This is a genomic window from Planctomycetia bacterium (assembly GCA_016795155.1).
Lineage (GTDB): Bacteria > Planctomycetota > Planctomycetia > Gemmatales > HRBIN36 > JAEUIE01.
The window spans coordinates 123064-139171 of record JAEUIE010000032.1 but is presented as its reverse complement, the minus strand read 5'-3'; the positions used below and the strand labels follow the sequence as shown (position 1 = coordinate 139171).

Annotated in this window: 15 protein-coding genes; 5 read left to right on the top strand and 10 right to left on the bottom strand. The window is 49.9% G+C overall.

Annotated elements, in window-relative coordinates; all coding sequences use genetic code 11:
* Positions 1-62: 62 nt before the first annotated feature.
* Entirely contained in the window at positions 63-2165 is a 2103-nt protein-coding gene (locus tag JNJ77_12910; GenBank protein MBL8823482.1) for a S9 family peptidase, read from the top strand.
* A 77-nt stretch (positions 2166-2242) separates the two neighbouring features.
* A complete protein-coding gene (locus JNJ77_12905) occupies positions 2243-2809 on the top strand; it encodes a hypothetical protein (GenBank protein MBL8823481.1) in 567 nt (188 codons plus the stop codon).
* 13 nt (positions 2810-2822) lie between these two features.
* On the opposite strand, the gene JNJ77_12900 is transcribed toward JNJ77_12905, so the two are convergent.
* Positions 2823-3245, bottom strand: a complete 423-nt coding sequence (locus JNJ77_12900; protein ID MBL8823480.1) for a type II toxin-antitoxin system VapC family toxin — start codon at positions 3243-3245, stop codon at positions 2823-2825.
* On the bottom strand, positions 3242-3481 hold the full coding sequence (locus tag JNJ77_12895) for a hypothetical protein (GenBank protein MBL8823479.1): 240 nt from the start codon (positions 3479-3481) through the stop codon (positions 3242-3244). The genes JNJ77_12900 and JNJ77_12895 overlap by 4 nt, the downstream gene beginning before the upstream one ends.
* A gap of 146 nt (positions 3482-3627) precedes the next feature.
* On the opposite strand from JNJ77_12895, the gene JNJ77_12890 reads away from it, so the two are divergent.
* Positions 3628-6792 carry a valine--tRNA ligase gene (locus tag JNJ77_12890; protein ID MBL8823478.1) on the top strand — a complete coding sequence of 1055 codons (3165 nt, stop codon included), beginning with the start codon at positions 3628-3630 and terminating at the stop codon, positions 6790-6792.
* 42 nt (positions 6793-6834) lie between these two features.
* On the opposite strand, the gene rimI is transcribed toward JNJ77_12890, so the two are convergent.
* The 6 genes from rimI to JNJ77_12860 form a co-directional block, all read right to left on the bottom strand.
* Complete coding sequence (gene rimI, locus JNJ77_12885; protein ID MBL8823477.1) at positions 6835-7356, bottom strand: ribosomal protein S18-alanine N-acetyltransferase; 522 nt, start codon at positions 7354-7356, stop codon at positions 6835-6837.
* 93 nt (positions 7357-7449) lie between these two features.
* Positions 7450-7821: a nucleotide pyrophosphohydrolase gene (locus JNJ77_12880; GenBank protein ID MBL8823476.1), complete on the bottom strand. Its 372-nt coding sequence runs from the start codon at positions 7819-7821 to the stop codon at positions 7450-7452.
* A 160-nt stretch (positions 7822-7981) separates the two neighbouring features.
* On the bottom strand, positions 7982-9466 hold the full coding sequence (locus JNJ77_12875) for a hypothetical protein (GenBank protein ID MBL8823475.1): 1485 nt from the start codon (positions 9464-9466) through the stop codon (positions 7982-7984).
* Between the two features lie 57 nt (positions 9467-9523).
* Positions 9524-10912: a VWA domain-containing protein gene (locus tag JNJ77_12870; GenBank protein MBL8823474.1), complete on the bottom strand. Its 1389-nt coding sequence runs from the start codon at positions 10910-10912 to the stop codon at positions 9524-9526.
* A 41-nt stretch (positions 10913-10953) separates the two neighbouring features.
* Positions 10954-12063: a 4-hydroxyphenylpyruvate dioxygenase gene (gene hppD, locus JNJ77_12865; protein ID MBL8823473.1), complete on the bottom strand. Its 1110-nt coding sequence runs from the start codon at positions 12061-12063 to the stop codon at positions 10954-10956.
* Between the two features lie 70 nt (positions 12064-12133).
* Complete coding sequence (locus JNJ77_12860; GenBank protein ID MBL8823472.1) at positions 12134-12553, bottom strand: hypothetical protein; 420 nt, start codon at positions 12551-12553, stop codon at positions 12134-12136.
* A 205-nt stretch (positions 12554-12758) separates the two neighbouring features.
* Here JNJ77_12860 and JNJ77_12855 point away from each other — a divergent pair, with 205 nt between their 5' ends.
* Together JNJ77_12855 and JNJ77_12850 are read left to right on the top strand one after the other, a co-directional pair.
* Positions 12759-13385, top strand: a complete 627-nt coding sequence (locus JNJ77_12855; protein MBL8823471.1) for a tyrosine-protein phosphatase — start codon at positions 12759-12761, stop codon at positions 13383-13385.
* A complete protein-coding gene (locus tag JNJ77_12850; GenBank protein MBL8823470.1) occupies positions 13382-14503 on the top strand; it encodes an LptF/LptG family permease in 1122 nt (373 codons plus the stop codon). The genes JNJ77_12855 and JNJ77_12850 overlap by 4 nt, the downstream gene beginning before the upstream one ends.
* Here JNJ77_12850 and rfbD read toward each other — a convergent pair.
* On the bottom strand, positions 14500-15369 hold the full coding sequence (rfbD, locus tag JNJ77_12845; protein MBL8823469.1) for a dTDP-4-dehydrorhamnose reductase: 870 nt from the start codon (positions 15367-15369) through the stop codon (positions 14500-14502). The genes JNJ77_12850 and rfbD overlap by 4 nt on opposite strands.
* Positions 15366-15992, bottom strand: a complete 627-nt coding sequence (locus JNJ77_12840) for a UbiX family flavin prenyltransferase (protein ID MBL8823468.1) — start codon at positions 15990-15992, stop codon at positions 15366-15368. The genes rfbD and JNJ77_12840 overlap by 4 nt, the downstream gene beginning before the upstream one ends.
* Between the last annotated feature and the right edge of the window lie 116 nt (positions 15993-16108).

The following is a 16108-nucleotide window of genomic DNA, read 5'->3' as shown; positions in this document are numbered from 1 at the left end:
GGCAGGCCAATCGCTAACTGCTAAGTTAATCTCGTTGTCTTGTTTTCTGGAATCTCTCCATGATGCGTTTTTGCGTTTATCTTATTGCCCTGCAGCTAGGTTCTTTGGCCTATTCTCAGGAAGCGCCACAACCGCCAACTGCAAAAACCAAATCAAAAGAAGTACAGATCAATGGTGACAAATTCACCGACAACTATTTCTACCTTCGGGAGAAGACCAACCCCGATGTTGTCAGTTATCTCGAAAAGGAAAATGCCTACACCGAAACGATGATGAAATCGACTGAGGCATTGCAGCAGAAACTGTACAAGGAATTTCTGGGACGTATCAAGCAGACCGATCTCTCCGTGCCCAGCTTCAGCAACGGCTACTGGTACTACAGCCGAACGGAAGAAGGCAAACAGTACTCCATTATCTGTCGCAAAAAGGGGGCCAAAGAAAACGCTGAAGAAATCATGCTGGATGTCAATGAACTGGCCAAGCCATTCAAGTTCTTCAGTGTCGCAGCCCAGTCCGTTAGCAATGACAACCGCTACCTGGCTTACACTTTCGATACCACCGGCTTCCGTGAATACACCTTAGCCATCAAGGATCTGGAGACAGGCAAGCTACTGCCCGACACCATCAAGAAAGTGAACAGCCCGACCTGGTCTGCTGATGGAAAATACCTCTTCTACACCACCGAAGATCATGCCAAGCGCTCCTATCGGCTGTACCGCCATGAAGTGGGACAATCTGATGGCCAGAAGGATGTGCTGCTTTACGAAGAAAAGGATGAACTCTTCCGCATTATGGTGACTCGAACCCTTGATCGTAAGTACCTGGTATTGATGATAGGCAGTTCTGAATCGAGCGAGATGCGCATTCTGCCGAGCGATCAGCCCACGGGCGAGTGGAAGATTGTCCGACCACGAGAGGAGAAGCACCGTTATCAGATCGTTGGCCACCGCAATGGCGAGTTTTTCATCAAAACCAATCAGAACGCGAAGAACTTCAAACTTGTCAAATGTTCCGACACACAGACCGGCAACTGGAGTGATGTTATCCCACACCGAGCTGACGTGCTGCTTGAATCGATCACCATTTTCAAGAATTACATGGTTGTGGAAGAAAAAACCAACGGACTGGATCGCTTCTCTGTTCGCGATCTGAACTCCGGCGATACACATCAGATTGAAATGAAGGAACCCACTTACACTCTAAGCGGAGCAGGCAATCCGGAGTTCGATTCCAGGACCTTCCGTTATATGTACACCTCTTACACCACGCCTATGTCCGTTTACGATTACGACCTGGCGAAGCGGGAACAGACGCTGCTGAAACGACAGGATGTGCTAGGTGGATACGATCAAGACCAGTATCAGTCTGAACGTGTCTGGGTGACAGCACGAGACGGCGTGAAAGTTCCCATCTCTCTGGTCTACAAAAAGGGCACCAAACTTGATGGTACTGCACCCTGCTTGCTCTATGGTTATGGTTCTTATGGCTTAGGGATGTCGGCGACCTTCTCGCCTGCTCGACTAAGCCTGCTGGATCGTGGCTTTGTCTATGCAACCGCCCACATTCGCGGCGGAAACGAAATGGGCGAAGCCTGGCATGACGATGGCAAAATGCTCAAGAAGAAAAATACTTTCTTCGATTTCATCGACTGTGGCAATTGGCTGTGTGACAAGAAATACACTGCACACAACAAGCTGGCGATCATGGGTGGTTCCGCCGGTGGTTTGCTTGTCGGAGCCACTCTCAACCTGGCTGAACCAGGATTCTGCAAGGCAGCAGTACTCGAAGTGCCTTTTGTAGATGTGATCAACACCATGATGGATGAAACGCTGCCTTTAACGGTTGGCGAATTCCTTGAATGGGGCAATCCGAAAAACAAGGAACACTACGAGTACATGAAGAGTTATTGCCCTTACACCAACCTGTCGCAGCGCACCTATCCTGCCATGCTGATTCGCACCAGCCTTAACGACAGTCAGGTCATGTACTGGGAACCAGCCAAGTATGTCGCCAAGTTGCGTACGCTCAAGCAGGGTAGTGAACCGTTGCTCTTCAAATGCAATATGGCAGCCGGGCACGGCGGAGCATCAGGAAGATACGATGCCCTGAAAGAACAGGTGTTTGCATTTGCGTTCATTATGAAGCAGATGGGGATTTCGGAATAAATCGTTCGGTTTCCACAACGACCTCGCCAGAGTATGTTGGCGAGTTCGGATTGCAGTCACAAGTAATCGGACTTTCAATGTCAGTTCTTATCGTGGTTACTGAACTTCAGCAGTTGCCGGCGACTGAATGCTGGCCGCGATTGGTTAAGCCATTAGCTGAGGAGTTGGCAAATAGCGGCTTGGGCGACCTTCCGGATTTGGACTCTATTAGAAACGAATTTGATGAGAGTGGAAGTCTTAATTTGAATGAACTCGTTGTCAGATTATTTAACTTCGATTACGGGCGGCAGTTGGTTGACCAAGTCGTTAACTCTGCGGGGGTCAATCGAGGAAAACCAGTTGTTCCTGAACGATGGCACCGATTCAATTGCACTGATTACTTCAATTCGCCATTAGCCGAGCAGGGTTACTGGGACGAATTGGGACAGTTTTGGTACATCTGGCCTTTTGAGAGAGTGTACGAGGATACTGAACGTCTGTTCCTAGTCATTGGAAGTCCTGGTGTGGATGGAATCGATTGGGGATATCGGTTCGACCATTTGGGATTGTGGAAATGGTCACCAATTGATGCAGAGTTTGTTGTAATTGCTCCGTCTGTCGATATGCTTTTGAAGGGATGGCTTTCTGGGGCTATCACTTTATAGCTACATAACAGTATTAAGCGATCCAGCTTTCCACTCGTAAGCCGGGGATGCGTTTGAAGTCTTTGAGATTATTTGAAAGAAGAAGAGCATCGTGTGACTTAGCTATAGCAGCTATCTTCAAATCTTGCGTACCCATTTTCAGCTTCTTTGATTGCAGTTCTTTTACATGAACTGCTGCATTTTGGTCTAATGGAATAATCTCAACTTCCTTGAGCAGCCACAACAACTGCATCATCTTTCCATAGCCATAAAGTTGACGATCAACTTCACGATAACGATGTATCAGTGCGAGTATGCCTCGCAGACTTTCCTCCAGTGAAACTAATGGTATTTGAAAGCCAGTCCCATTTCGTTCGAGTCTATCAACCAGCTTGTGATGCAAAGAATGTCGATCATCAGTCAGGATGGTCAGATGATCTGTATCGAGAAAGATCATTTGCCGGCTTTCTTTCTTTTCTTCACACCTTTTGCTTTTCGTCGATCACGTTCCCTATATTCCTGTGCAATAGCAAAAGCTTCCTTCATAAAAGGGTCCCCTGAAAATGCACCCACCCATGCTCGCCAGCCTTTTTTAGGTTCATCAGGCTTCAGGGATGATTGACTATCCTTTTTCAGTTCAGCGACTTCGCGTTCCAATTGTTCTATACGCTTTTCAATCTGTTTGTTTGTCATGGTTCACCTCAGGTAACAAAGACCATATTATCATTCGCCCGGTTCGCCTCCTAGTCAAGAATCCACCGGTTCCCCCGAACCCCTGTATGCGATGCACTGGTCATTCCTCATAATGACTCAAACCTCCGTTTGCCAAGGAATGCGCAATGACAGCTACGCCGGAACTGCCGAGTAAATACGATCCCGCAGCAGCCCAGGAATGGTGCCTGAAGTTCTGGAATGAGAAGGGGTACTTTCACAGCGATCCTGTCCGGGGAAAGAAAGAAGGGAAAAAGCCCTTCACCATCGTCATCCCGCCGCCCAATGTCACCGGTGCGCTGCACATGGGGCATGCTCTCGATAACACCTTGCAGGATGTCCTCATTCGCTGGCGAAGGATGCAGGGCTACGAAGCCTGCTGGATTCCCGGCACTGATCATGCCGGCATTGCAACCCAGGCCGTTGTTGAAAAGCGGCTTCTCGAAACTGAGAAGAAGAACCGTCACGATGTTGGCCGTGAGGGGCTGGTTGAACGCATCTGGAAATGGAAGGATCAGTACGAGTGCCGCATCCTCGGCCAACTCAAACAGCTAGGCTGCTCCGCCGACTGGGACCGCACCCGCTTTACCCTTGATGAGATGTGCAGTAAAGCCGTCCGCCAGACATTCTTCAATTTCTTCAAAGATGGCCTGATCTACAGGGGCAAACGCTTAGTCAATTGGGACACGCATCTCCAGACCGCCGTTGCTGACGATGAAATCTATCACGAGAAAACCAATGGCCACTTCTGGACGTTCAAGTACCCCGTTGTTGATGACGCCGGCAAGCAAATCAGCGAATACCTGACTTTCTCCACCACCCGCCCTGAAACCATGCTCGCCGATGTCGCCGTCGCTATCCATCCCGATGATGAGCGGTACAAGCATCTGCATGGTAAGAAACTCCTCTGTCCGCTCGTTAACCGCGTCATTCCCATCATCACCGATGGGATACTCGTCGATCCCACCCTCGGTACCGGTGCGGTCAAAGTCACCCCCGCTCACGATCCGAACGATTATCAGTGTGGCCTGCGTCACAAGCTCGAAATGCTCAGCATGATGAAGGCTGATGGCACCATCAGCGAAGTCGGCGGCAAGTATCAGGGCCTGACCATGCCCGAAGCCCGCAAGGCTGTCGTCGCTGACATGGAAGCCCTAGGACTGCTCGAAAAAGTCGAAGACCGCGAAATCGACCTCGCCCACAGCGACCGCAGCAAGACGCCGATTGAGCCGTTTCTGAGTGATCAGTGGTTCGTCAAGATGAGTGACGAAGACGGCCAAGGAGCCGCGCACGAAGTAAGCGGTGGCGGCCGCCCCGGCCTCGCCCAACTCGCCATGGACGCGGTCACCACTGGTCGGGTCAAGTTCTTCCCCGAACGTTACGCCAAGACCTATCTCGACTGGTTAGGCGAGAAACGCGACTGGTGCATCAGCCGGCAACTATGGTGGGGGCATCGGATACCGGTTTGGCGTGTTGAGGAAATGCATGTCTGGAAACTACTTAAAGACCGAATGCAATATTACTCCGAACGGGTTCAATCAGGTGACACAAATAACAAGGAAGGTGAAAAACTTGATAGATACGTTTTGCTATCTAATGCATTTGATAGACCTGCAAACAAGCTCGAGTTCTTTCGGGCGCACTTTGGAGATGCTGCACATGTCGAAAAAATTGGTGTTGATTTAGTTGGTCATCCTGTTTACGGCATCTGTCCAAATCCAGCAAAAGCAAACGATGTTCGGATCGACTTCTTAAGCGAAATCGAAGCGAAGCAAGATGACGACGTTCTCGATACCTGGTTTTCCTCCGGCCTCTGGCCCCATTCGACGCTTGGCTGGCCTGACAAGACGCCGGAGATGGCTTACTACTACCCTACCAGCGTCCTCGTCACCAGCCGTGATATCATCACGCTCTGGGTTGCCCGCATGGTTTTGATGTCGCTCTCGAACCTGGGTGAGGTTCCGTTCAATCACGTTTACATCCATCCCAAAGTCCTCGATGGCTTCGGCGAGGGGATGAGCAAATCCAAAGGCAATGGCGTTGATCCTCTCGATGTCATTTCCATCTACGGTACCGATGCCCTGCGGTTTGTCATCTGCCAGATGGCCACCGAAACTCAGGATGCTCGCCTGCCGGTCGCCAATGTTTGCCCGCATTGCCAGACGCTCGTCCCGGTCAAGCAAGAACACATGTACATGCGGACGAAGAAGCTGGCATGCCCCAGTTGTAAGAAGCAGTTCCGGCCTGGTGGCCCCTGGCCTTCGGAAGACGCGGAATTGCCCACCGCTAAGCAGACGAGTGACAAGTTTGAACTAGGCCGCAACTTTGCGACGAAGCTGTGGAATGCATCGCGGTTTGTCATGATGAATCTGTCACAACCCCTCAGCCCTAACCCCTCTCCCCAAGAGGACGAGGGGAACCAGAGCCTGAAGCTCGAAGACCGCTGGATTCTGTCGCGATTGGCTACGGTTACACAGCAGGTCACGCAGCATCTGGATTCCTACGAGATTGCAGCGGCGGCTCGACTACTCTACGACTTCACCTGGACCGAATTCTGTGACTGGTATCTCGAGATGGCCAAGGCCAGGCTGAAAATCGATGGCGAAAAGGCTTTGGCCCAGCAAATGCTCGTCGGCATTCTTGATAACATCCTGCGGCTGCTGCATCCTATGATGCCCTTTGTTACGGAGATGATCTGGCAGGCACTGAATGAAGTTGCGCCACAACGGGGATTGATGCCTTCTGCTCAGGCAACTGCGACCGATTCCATCATGATTGCAGATTGGCCAACGGGGCTTGATTCCTATCAGGATAAACAACGCGAGTCGCAGATCGCCCGCATGCAGGACCTGATCAAGTCCATCCGCAATACCCGCAACGAGTACCGGGTTGATGAGAAGGCCACGGTTACCGTCTCGGTCAAATGCAGCGATGCAGTTGCAAAAGAACTGGAGCCTTTGAAACCATTCATCCAATCACTTGGCAAAGTTGGTGAATTGCAATTGGGTTCCGCCACCGAACGGCCTCAGCAGGCAGGTGTCATCACACACGCTGATTTCACCGCGTACGTTCATTTAGCTGGGCTGATCGATGTTGCAGCGGAAATCAAACGGTTGGAGAAACAGCTTGCAGAGAAAGAAAAGAACCTGGCTAATTACCGCAACAAACTGAACAATGCCGGGTTCCTGGCCAAGGCGCCTACTGAAGTGGTTACGGAGCTTCGTGAATCTGAGGAGGCGACGGAACAGCAGATTGCGGTATTAAAGGAAACGCTGGACATGTTGAAGAGGTGATGGACTAAGCCCATGCATTGCAATGCATGGGCTTAGAGATTATCAATACTTGCTGATTCGATTAGTCGGTGTGTAGTGATCGCTATCCGCAACTTCACCAGGTAGACGATACTCCATGAAGTAGGCGTCTTCGCTGGTATCTTCGTAGTAGTTCTTCACTACCTTTGTGGCGACGAAGCCGAGGGCTTTCAGAAAGAGTTGTGCCACCAGGTTGCTTTCACGCAGTTCCAGTGTGATTCTGGCCCGGCGATGGCTGGAGAGCTTTCCGATCAGTTTGCTCATGATCTGAGCGCCGACATGATGGCGGCGGTGATGCGGATGAATAGCCAGGTTCAGAATGTGCAATCGGTTGCGGTGCAGTTCATAGATCACATACCCGATGACCTGATCGCTGCTTTCTGCCACCATGCCGATGCAGTTGCGCTGCCTCAGGCAATGGAGGAAGTCGTCTTCGGTCCAGGGAACCTGAAAGCTCTCCTGTTCCGTATGAAGGACATCCTGCATATCGCGTCGGATCATCCAGCGGATGTGAACACGTGTTTCGGTTGTCGATGCATTGCCCATGGGCATGGGACCTCCCTTTCCCGTGACCCAAGTGACAGCCTTGGTAAGGCTGTTTTTTTGTCTTACAGCACCCGCGAAAGATGCCGTATCCTATCAGGCACGCCGTTCTCTCTCAAGATCAGCGTGCTGCGGGGGAAGTGCAGGCTGTGGATCCTTTTCTCCATATCGTCCGCGAAACGCCTCAACAGGATACTTGTTCCTGTTTTTTTCGAGTTTCGACAGCGTTATCTGAGTCAGATCCAGGTTCAGAACATTGGTCAGTGCCAGAAGATAGCAGAAAACATCGACTAACTCTTCACCCAGCGCTGCCTTACTCTGTTCATCGCCAGCTATTTTCCAGGATTGCTCTGCGTCGAGCCATTGCACATGCTCCATCACTTCCGCAGCCTCGATAGCCAGGCTCATGGCGAGGTTCTTGGGGCTGTGAAACCGTTCCCATGCTCGTTCCGCCACGAAAGCCTGCATGGCCTGGCGCAGAGAAAGCACGGGAGTGACGGCATCGTCAGGCAAGGAAGACTGAGTCAATCGTTTTTTTCCCCCGTCCCCAGGCGGTCCAGCACTTGTCTGCCGCCCAGGAACGAAAGGCTCTATACCGTGCCTGCCGGTACTGTCAATCGCAGGTTCGTTAGAATGGTAAATTGTACTTGGTGGAGAGATTTTTCTTTAAAGTTGCGCTTTTGTCGATCAAGTTTCGCCATACCTCATTCCGATTGCGAACTGACTTGGCAATGGCTTCCTGTTGGGCTGCAACTACATCAGGTTGATTTGTCTGAACATTATAAACAGGTTGTGGAGGAAGCATGGGATTCCAGAAACGGAACCCCCAGGGATTAGCCCCAAAGCCTGTCATTGGCACATATTCAACATTCACGTTGGTTCGGATTTTGCTTTCGAGTGTCTGTACTTCCAGTACACCGGAATGCAGCATACTGGCCATTTCCCGCAATGCTCTTGAGACATCAGCAGCGAATTGCTGAATTTCCTGGTCAACATGATTGACAGGCAGCTTATCCAGCCGTGTAGCTGCATTGTCGTAAATCACCATCGCCCGGGCGATGTTGTTGCTCTTCTCCGCCTGAGTGTGAGCGACGTTTGCGATGTTCTGAATATTACGGAAGACCTTCTGCGCCTCGGTTGCTGCGGCATCTTTAGCCTCAGCAGCTTTACGCGACATATCGGGAGCCAGCGAATGTGGCTGAATCATCCAGAGTGTGCTGCGAAATCCCTTAATGGTCAAAGCCGTCTGCAGTTCCAGTGCACTGGATTCAGCAATCATTTTGCCATTACGATATTCTTCCATGTCAGCCCCAATGGCTTCAAAAGCCTGAAGCACCAGTGATGCCAGCAATTCTGCATTCCCATTCAGTTCCGTGTTAAATTCCGTTCGCATTTTCCCTTGAATGGCATCGCTTACCTGCAAGGTAAATACCACGGTGGACATGCTGCTGAAAATGGAACTGACCGCATCAACATTCAGTTTCTTTTCCTGCACTTCTTTCTGCTGTGCAACAAATGGTCTTACTTTACTCATTTCCAGGGTGTCTTCGAAATCAAAGATCAAAGCGAACTGGTTACCAGCCCTGAGGTAGTCCATTACTTTTGCCAGCTTGGGGCTGAGTTTCATGTTGTTGTTGTGATTACGAAGCCAGCGGGCGACATCCTGACGATGTGCGGGGCTGAACACACCCATCAACGTGGAGGAAAGCTGAATGATGACCGTGTTTCGCTTGGTGAAGATCACTGGCGTCTGGCTTATCGATTCCATTTCAGCTTTCTCAGCACGGGCTACGTCGAGAAACGAAAATGCTCTATCCGTCGAGATCAGAACGAGTTCCCATTTGTTCTGCAGCGTGCCCGGCAATAGCTGCTCGGCAACCACCACCGTTTCGGCAGCATCGGGGAATGGGAGCAGTCCTACTAAGGTTTCTTCTGCTTTCTTTTTCCAGCCTTCTTTGAGTGCGACGGGTGAATCCATCATTTTCTTCAGGTTGATAGCCATCACTACATTGGCTTCTTTGGGAACATAGCTCAACATCGTGTTGAGATCTTCAGCGTGCATCAGGCCAGCAAATAGGGTGAAGACAACCAGACTTATGGTGTTACGCAACATGGTGAATACTCACATTAAAACAAAGCATGTACTGCTAATGTATGAAACGGCTGAAGGCTAAGGTTTGCTCATACCCACAAAATTGCCGCCATTTTCTCTGGTTAAGCCCCACAAAAATGCACCCAGTGCGGGGCTTTCGTAGAAGAAGCCAATGGCATGAATTCGCACCTTGGTGGATGCCGTGTTCCACTGCTGCCGTATGGCATTACGCAGGTGATTCCCCAAGAGTGAACCCTGAGCCGTTTCATCGGTGGGCGGATTAGCAGGCAAGCCCGGGCCAATATTAGGTAAGCCATCGGAAAACAGATAAACAGCATCCAATCCCTGATCCTTGAACTTAAAGGCAGTTTCGAAGGCGGAATACATGTGCGTGTTGCCTTCGGGTTTTACTTTATTCAACGCTGCCAGCACTGCGTCTGCTGATTTGGCACGATCGAAATCAATCCACTGGTCAGCACTTCCCATGGGATATTCGGGCTTGTCTGAGAAGACAATAATTTGAAACTTCTCGACATCTGGCAAACTCTTGAGTACTTGCTGAACCGTTTGGCAGACGATTGGCCATTTTCCCGGTTCCATGGTGTTGGAATCAATAGCACCCATGCTGCCTGATTTGTCGATCAGGAAAATGACTCGTTTGCCTGCCAGATCGACACCGGCGAAACGGTTGGAGGCAATTTGCAACTGGGTTCTCAATCGGCCACTGGTTGCCTGTTGTTCATCAAGGAGTTTTCGCAGGGTTTGAGCATCTAGTTTGGCAACTTCGAGTGCAGCCAACTTTTCCTTTTCAGAATTGGCAAGCTTCAGACCTGCTGTTTCCAGTTGTTGGCGCAATTTCAACAGATCTGCTTCCAAGGCAACAATGCGTTCCTGAGCCTTTTCACTACGGTTCATGGCATCGGAAAGTGACTTCTGCAATTGTGGTATGCGATCTTCCGTTGCAGATAGTTTTTCGCCCTTTTTATTCAGTTCCATACGCGCAGACTTGGCAGCATCGAGTGCTTCCTGTCGGTCTGTCTTTACTTGAGCAAGCAATGCCTCGGTAGCTTCCTGATCGGATTGAGCCTGTTTCAATAATGCTTGCGCTGTTGTCAATTCCTGCTGCAGTTTCTTCAGCCTGGCCTCCATAGCAGCTTTATCGGTATTGGCAGTGTTGCGAGATTTCCCCAGTTCACTCGTCAGCTCTTTGACTTGGGATTTGAGTAGATCGACCAGTTCCAGCGAGGTGGAAAGGTCAGAACGGACCAGTTGCAGATTAGCCTGTTGATCCTCGAGTTTCTGAGTGCTGGATTTCAATTCATGCTGCGTGGTTGTGAGTGCCTGAGCTTTGTTGTATGCAGTCACAAAATTCAACAACATAAGCAAAATAACTGCACCGAGAGCGCAACACAGAACATCCAGCATGGACATGCTGAAAATTGACGGAGTGCGGTGTCGTTGACGCATAGTCCCTCCGTAGGATTTTCAAGGCTGCGGAAGTCGGAAAGTTACAGAGTGCCTCGCTTGGCCTGTTCGCGTTCGATAGATTCAAATAATGCTTTGAAGTTACCTTTGCCGAAGCTGCGTGCACCGTGGCGTTCGATCACTTCGAAGAATAACGTGGGCCGATCTTCAACTGGTTTGGTGAAAATCTGCAGCAGGTATCCATCCTCATCGCGATCAACCAGAATACCCAGTTGTGCCAGGGATTCGATATCCTCGTTGATTTTACCCACGCGATCCGTCAGTGTGTCGTAATAATCGCGAGGCACCCTGAGGAAACTGACATCATTATTCACCATGGCACTGACAGTTTTAACGATATCACCAGTTACTAAAGCAATGTGCTGCACTCCAGGGCCATGATAGAAGTTGAGATACTCTTCAATCTGTGATTTGCGTTTTCCCTGTGCTGGTTCGTTGATGGGGAACTTGATCTTTCCCGTGCCGTTCTGCATGACCTTGGACATCAAAGCTGAATACTCAGTGCTGATATCTTTATCATCGAAGCTCACCAGCAGCGAGAACCCCATGACGTCTTCATACCATTTCACCCATTCGCGCATGCGACCTTCTTCCACGTTGGCGACTATATGGTCGATAGCTTTCAGTCCCACCGGTTGCATGCGTGGTGGACCGTAGCGGTCAGGGTCAAGTGTTTTATAGCCCGGGGCAAATACACCCTTGTATCGATCACGATTGATGAATGAATGTCGGGTATCGCCATATGCTGCAATCGTGGCAATGTCCAACTGTCCCTGCTCATCTTCAAGAGTTTTGGGTGCCAGGATACTTTTGGCACCACGCTTGATGACAGTATCGTAGGTTTTCTGAACATCATCAACTTCGATGGCGATGTCCATAACACCATCGCCATGTTTCATCAACCGGTAATTCTCTGGGTGGTCTTCATGCAGGGGTGAGGTCAGAACAAACGTAATCAGTCCCTGCTTGAGCACATAGCTGGCTTCGGTCTTCACTTTCGTTTCCAAGCCGGCATACGCCAGTACATCAAACCCGAATGCATTGCGATAAAAGTAAGCGGATTGTTTTGCATTGCCGACAAAAAATTTGACATGGTCAATGCGACGCAAGGGAAGTGAATCTGGCGCAGACATGGGAACCTCACGCAGTAAGATAAAGAACTGATAACTTCATCCTAAGCACCAGCATGGGGCTAGGGAATAGCTAATCGGGATGCTTTTGTACGCTTGTTTCACGTTTAAGCTGAAATGAAATGTTGCTGAAACCATGCAGCACCCCTCCACCTAGACAGGCAGTCGCTGCATAGAACGAAAATGGCCTGTAAAGGTCTGATAAGCCAGGTTCATAGATAAATCCCAATCCTGCCAGCACCGGGCTGATGATGACCCGAACGGAACCAGCCCGTTGCAGCCAATAGCGCCAGTGCGACTGTGTTGTGGCATAGATTCCCAAAATCAAATTCATCAACGATGTAAACAGCAGGTACAGATGTGTAGAGCGATACTGCAGTCGTAGTACATCACTCAAGCCACGAAGATGATCATGGCCAAAATGCATGTAAAGCCCAGAGGCAATGAATGCCACCAACCCACCGCAACCCACAATGAGATGAATCCGCTTCATATCTTCCACTCTTGGCTGCATTTCAGCCTATCAATTTCAACTTCAACGAAACTTGGGAAATTTGTCAATTTGTACATGACCATGCAGCAGTAATCGAATGATCTTGCCCAAAACACCGATTTTCGCCACAATTCGCTGCCAAACTGGTTGTTGTTCAACTTGATTAGAGGAAATGTCGATCTGGTAAATTAGGAAGGATACCCGCATGGTCCGCCTGCTGGTGACACGTTTTCTTATTGGGTTGATTGCCCTGGCAACCCTTGCGCTGCCCGTGGCCTACTATCGCTATCACTACGTTCAAACAAAACGCATCCGCGTCGTTACCGAAGGCAAGATGTATCGTTGCGGTCAACTGACTATGGCAGGCTTTAAAGATGTCATTCAGCGATACGGCATTCGAACCATCATTAATCTGCAGGATGAGGATGTCGATCCGCGGCTGTCAGATTCGAAGATGCGTGAGTCTGCTTTCTGCAAGCAGATGGGCGTAAATTACGTTTATATGCCACCCAAGCTGGTAGCTTCAGGCGAACCTCTCTCCATCGAAAAATTCCTGGCTGTGTGTGACGACAAAAACGCCTACCCCATTCTCCTTCATTGCAAAGCAGGGTTACACCGTACCGGAACGATGGCTGCTTTTTATCGCATTGAATATGAAGGCTGGACACCCGATGCAGCTATACAGGAATTGATGACCAATGGCTTCAGCCTGAAGCAGTGCCATGTCAAGAATCCTTACATCAAAAATTACCTGGTTGATTATGTACCACGAGCACAGCGCTATGCCATGCATCAATCCTCATCGCAGGTAGAAGCTGCCACCCCCCCATGATCCTCCTCGACCGCTACCTGATCAAGACGTTTGTGAAAGCCTGGCTGGCGCTCTTTGTCAGCCTGGTCAGTCTCTACGTCATCATTGATGCATTCAGCCATTTTGAGGAATTGTTGCAGGCATCGCGGTTCATGCAGAAGACGATAACGGAAACACTCTCCATCTATTACAGCTACCAACTAGTGCTGATTTTTGATCGACTTTGCGGTGTGATACTCCTGCTGGCAAGTACATTTACCATCGCCTGGATACAACGACAAAATGAAATGGTCGCTCTGCTTTCCGCAGGAATACCCACGCGACGCATCGTCAGGCCCATTTACATTGGCTGCCTATTCTTTCTAACGCTGCAAACGATTAATCGTGAATTGATCATGCCTTTACTATCCGACCAACTGGAACACAGTGCTGCGGATCCAACGGGCCAGAAAGCGAAATCCATCACCGGAGGATTTGACCGAACGGGAGTTTTACTGGAAGGAACACGCGCTATTCCTGCTGAGCAACTGGTTCGTAATATGAGTTGCACAGTGCCAACCCAACTTGGTGGCACCATGTATCACATCTTCGCCAAAGAAGCTCGGTTCTTTCCGGAAGGCACTATTCTGCCCGATGGCTCCAGGCAGAACAGTCCTGGCTGGCTGCTCTATAACACCACGCCTGCTGAACCACCAGCAGGTGGCTTGGGAGGAGTCATGATTCCCCTCAGCACAGGCCAGACCTTTGTGAAAATTGAGCAGATGGATTTTCGCCGTATCACACGCAATAAGATGTGGTTTCAGTTTGCCAGCCTGGGTGAAATAATCCAGGAAATGGAATCAACCGGCGCACAACAATTGCCTGCACTGGCTACCCAGTTGCATCAGCGCCTGGCAGCCCCCTTGGTGACTCTCGTTTCTATTACCCTGGGTATGGGTATAATTCTACGGGAATCGAGCAGGAATATCTTCCTGAACACAGGACTCTGCCTGGCTGCCGCTGCCAGCGTTTTTGTGACAACGATGATTGGGAAATATCTGGGCGAACGTGAAATGATCTCAACAGCACTGGCAGGTTGGATGCCCATTTTTATTTTCGGTCCCCTAGCCTATACACTCCGGGATGGCATGCAGAGTTAACTCGCTGTCCGATTTTCCAGATAGGTTTGTAAAGCCTGTTTCCAGTGTGGCAAAGCCGGTGTTGTTGAAAACTGGGAACGCAAAACTGAATAGCCAGGCCTGGCTGCGAGGCTGCCATACTCTTTCGAACTGATTGGCTGAAGATCCGCTTTGACTGCAGACAATTCAAAAATGGCATGTGCGAAATTAAACCAGGAACATTCGCCTGCATTGGTCAGATGGTACAAACCCCTGGCATTGGATTGGAAAAGTGAGCAGGCAGCTTTCGCGACATCACGCGCAGAACTCGGAATCAGCTTTTGATCATTCACCACACGGATCGTTTTGCCGGACTTCGCCAACCGCAGCATGGTTTCAACGAAATTGGTGCCTTTGCCCCCTGCTCCATGATGTCCATATAGGCCGCAAGTTCGAATCACCAAATGATTTGGACAGAATGCTTGAGCGAAGTATTCGCCTGCCAGCTTGGTGATGCCATAGGTTGACAGCGGCCCCGGTGCATCTGTTTCGCAATAAGGTTCTTTACGGCTGGTGTTTAATCCAAAGACATAGTCGGTGCTGAAATGTACCAAAGTTGCATTGATCGATGCACAGGCTTTTGCCAGTTCCCGAACTGCAACTGCATTGTTTCTCCAGGCATCATCGGGTGATTTTTCTGCCTGATCGACCAGGTTGTAAGCTGCACAGTTAATGACCAGTGATGGTTGCAGTCGATGGATTAAGGCATCAGCCTCACCGGCAACTGCCAGATCTGCATCGTTGCGAGTTGCAAGAAAACAATGCTCAGCGGGTAATAAAGCAGCTAGTTCACGACCTAATTGGCCGTGTGAACCCAGGATGAGAATCTGTCCCTGAACATCAATCACCCTTCTTCTCCCTGCTCGGTTCCCCATCGTTTCAATAAGTGATTATCAATCTGCAACTGATCGCAAATGCGAGCAACCACAAAATCGACCATATTCTGAATTGATTCCGGCTTGGTATAAAACGCAGGCATGGCTGGCAGAATCAAAGCACCTGCTTCCGCACATGTTGCCAGGTTCTTTAATTGAATCAAGCCTAATGGCGTCTCGCGTGGCACCAGAATCAGCTTGCGCTTTTCTTTGAGATGTACATCTGCTGCACGATGGATCAGGTTTTGTGACAAGCCGTGAGCAATGGCTGCTACAGTACCCATGCTGCAGGGGCAGATCACCATTCCATCGGTACGAAACGAACCACTGGCTATCCCTGCAAACAGGTTTTTGTAGTGATGATAAGTCACTAGCCGATGAACGTCAGCCTCCAGATCGCTTGGTAATAAATCTGAAAGCACGGGCTGCTTCTGATCGAGCAGCACTCCCAGTTCCGCCTGAAAAACCTGAAGTGCAGAAGTACTCATGGTGACATGAACATGACGCCCAGCCTTCACCATCATTTCCAGTAATCGAATGGCATAGGGTGCACCACTGGCTCCCGTGATACCCAGAACCAGATCACCGCGTGCCATGTATTGACCTTTCCACACTTATCGAAAGTTAGCAAGTCGTGGCAGGGTCATGCATGACCCTGCGAAAATACGATTTTCTTGCACATCCAGCAGGGTCATTCGGTGTACCGAATAAC

Excerpts from the sequence above, each read along its gene's own strand:
- JNJ77_12860 (MBL8823472.1), bottom strand. The coding sequence starts at position 12,553 with ATGAAGCGGATTCATCTCATTGTGGGTTGCGGTGGGTTGGTGGCATTC.
- rimI (MBL8823477.1), bottom strand. The coding sequence starts at position 7,356 with ATGGGCAATGCATCGACAACCGAAACACGTGTTCACATCCGCTGGATG.
- hppD (MBL8823473.1), bottom strand. The coding sequence starts at position 12,063 with ATGTCTGCGCCAGATTCACTTCCCTTGCGTCGCATTGACCATGTCAAA.
- JNJ77_12875 (MBL8823475.1), bottom strand. The coding sequence starts at position 9,466 with ATGTTGCGTAACACCATAAGTCTGGTTGTCTTCACCCTATTTGCTGGC.
- JNJ77_12905 (MBL8823481.1), top strand. The coding sequence starts at position 2,243 with ATGTCAGTTCTTATCGTGGTTACTGAACTTCAGCAGTTGCCGGCGACT.
- JNJ77_12870 (MBL8823474.1), bottom strand. The coding sequence starts at position 10,912 with ATGCGTCAACGACACCGCACTCCGTCAATTTTCAGCATGTCCATGCTG.
- JNJ77_12880 (MBL8823476.1), bottom strand. The coding sequence starts at position 7,821 with ATGCAGGCTTTCGTGGCGGAACGAGCATGGGAACGGTTTCACAGCCCC.
- JNJ77_12895 (MBL8823479.1), bottom strand. The coding sequence starts at position 3,481 with ATGACAAACAAACAGATTGAAAAGCGTATAGAACAATTGGAACGCGAA.
- JNJ77_12910 (MBL8823482.1), top strand. The coding sequence starts at position 63 with ATGCGTTTTTGCGTTTATCTTATTGCCCTGCAGCTAGGTTCTTTGGCC.
- JNJ77_12855 (MBL8823471.1), top strand. The coding sequence starts at position 12,759 with ATGGTCCGCCTGCTGGTGACACGTTTTCTTATTGGGTTGATTGCCCTG.
- JNJ77_12890 (MBL8823478.1), top strand. The coding sequence starts at position 3,628 with ATGACAGCTACGCCGGAACTGCCGAGTAAATACGATCCCGCAGCAGCC.
- JNJ77_12840 (MBL8823468.1), bottom strand. The coding sequence starts at position 15,992 with ATGGCACGCGGTGATCTGGTTCTGGGTATCACGGGAGCCAGTGGTGCA.
- JNJ77_12900 (MBL8823480.1), bottom strand. The coding sequence starts at position 3,245 with ATGATCTTTCTCGATACAGATCATCTGACCATCCTGACTGATGATCGA.
- JNJ77_12850 (MBL8823470.1), top strand. The coding sequence starts at position 13,382 with ATGATCCTCCTCGACCGCTACCTGATCAAGACGTTTGTGAAAGCCTGG.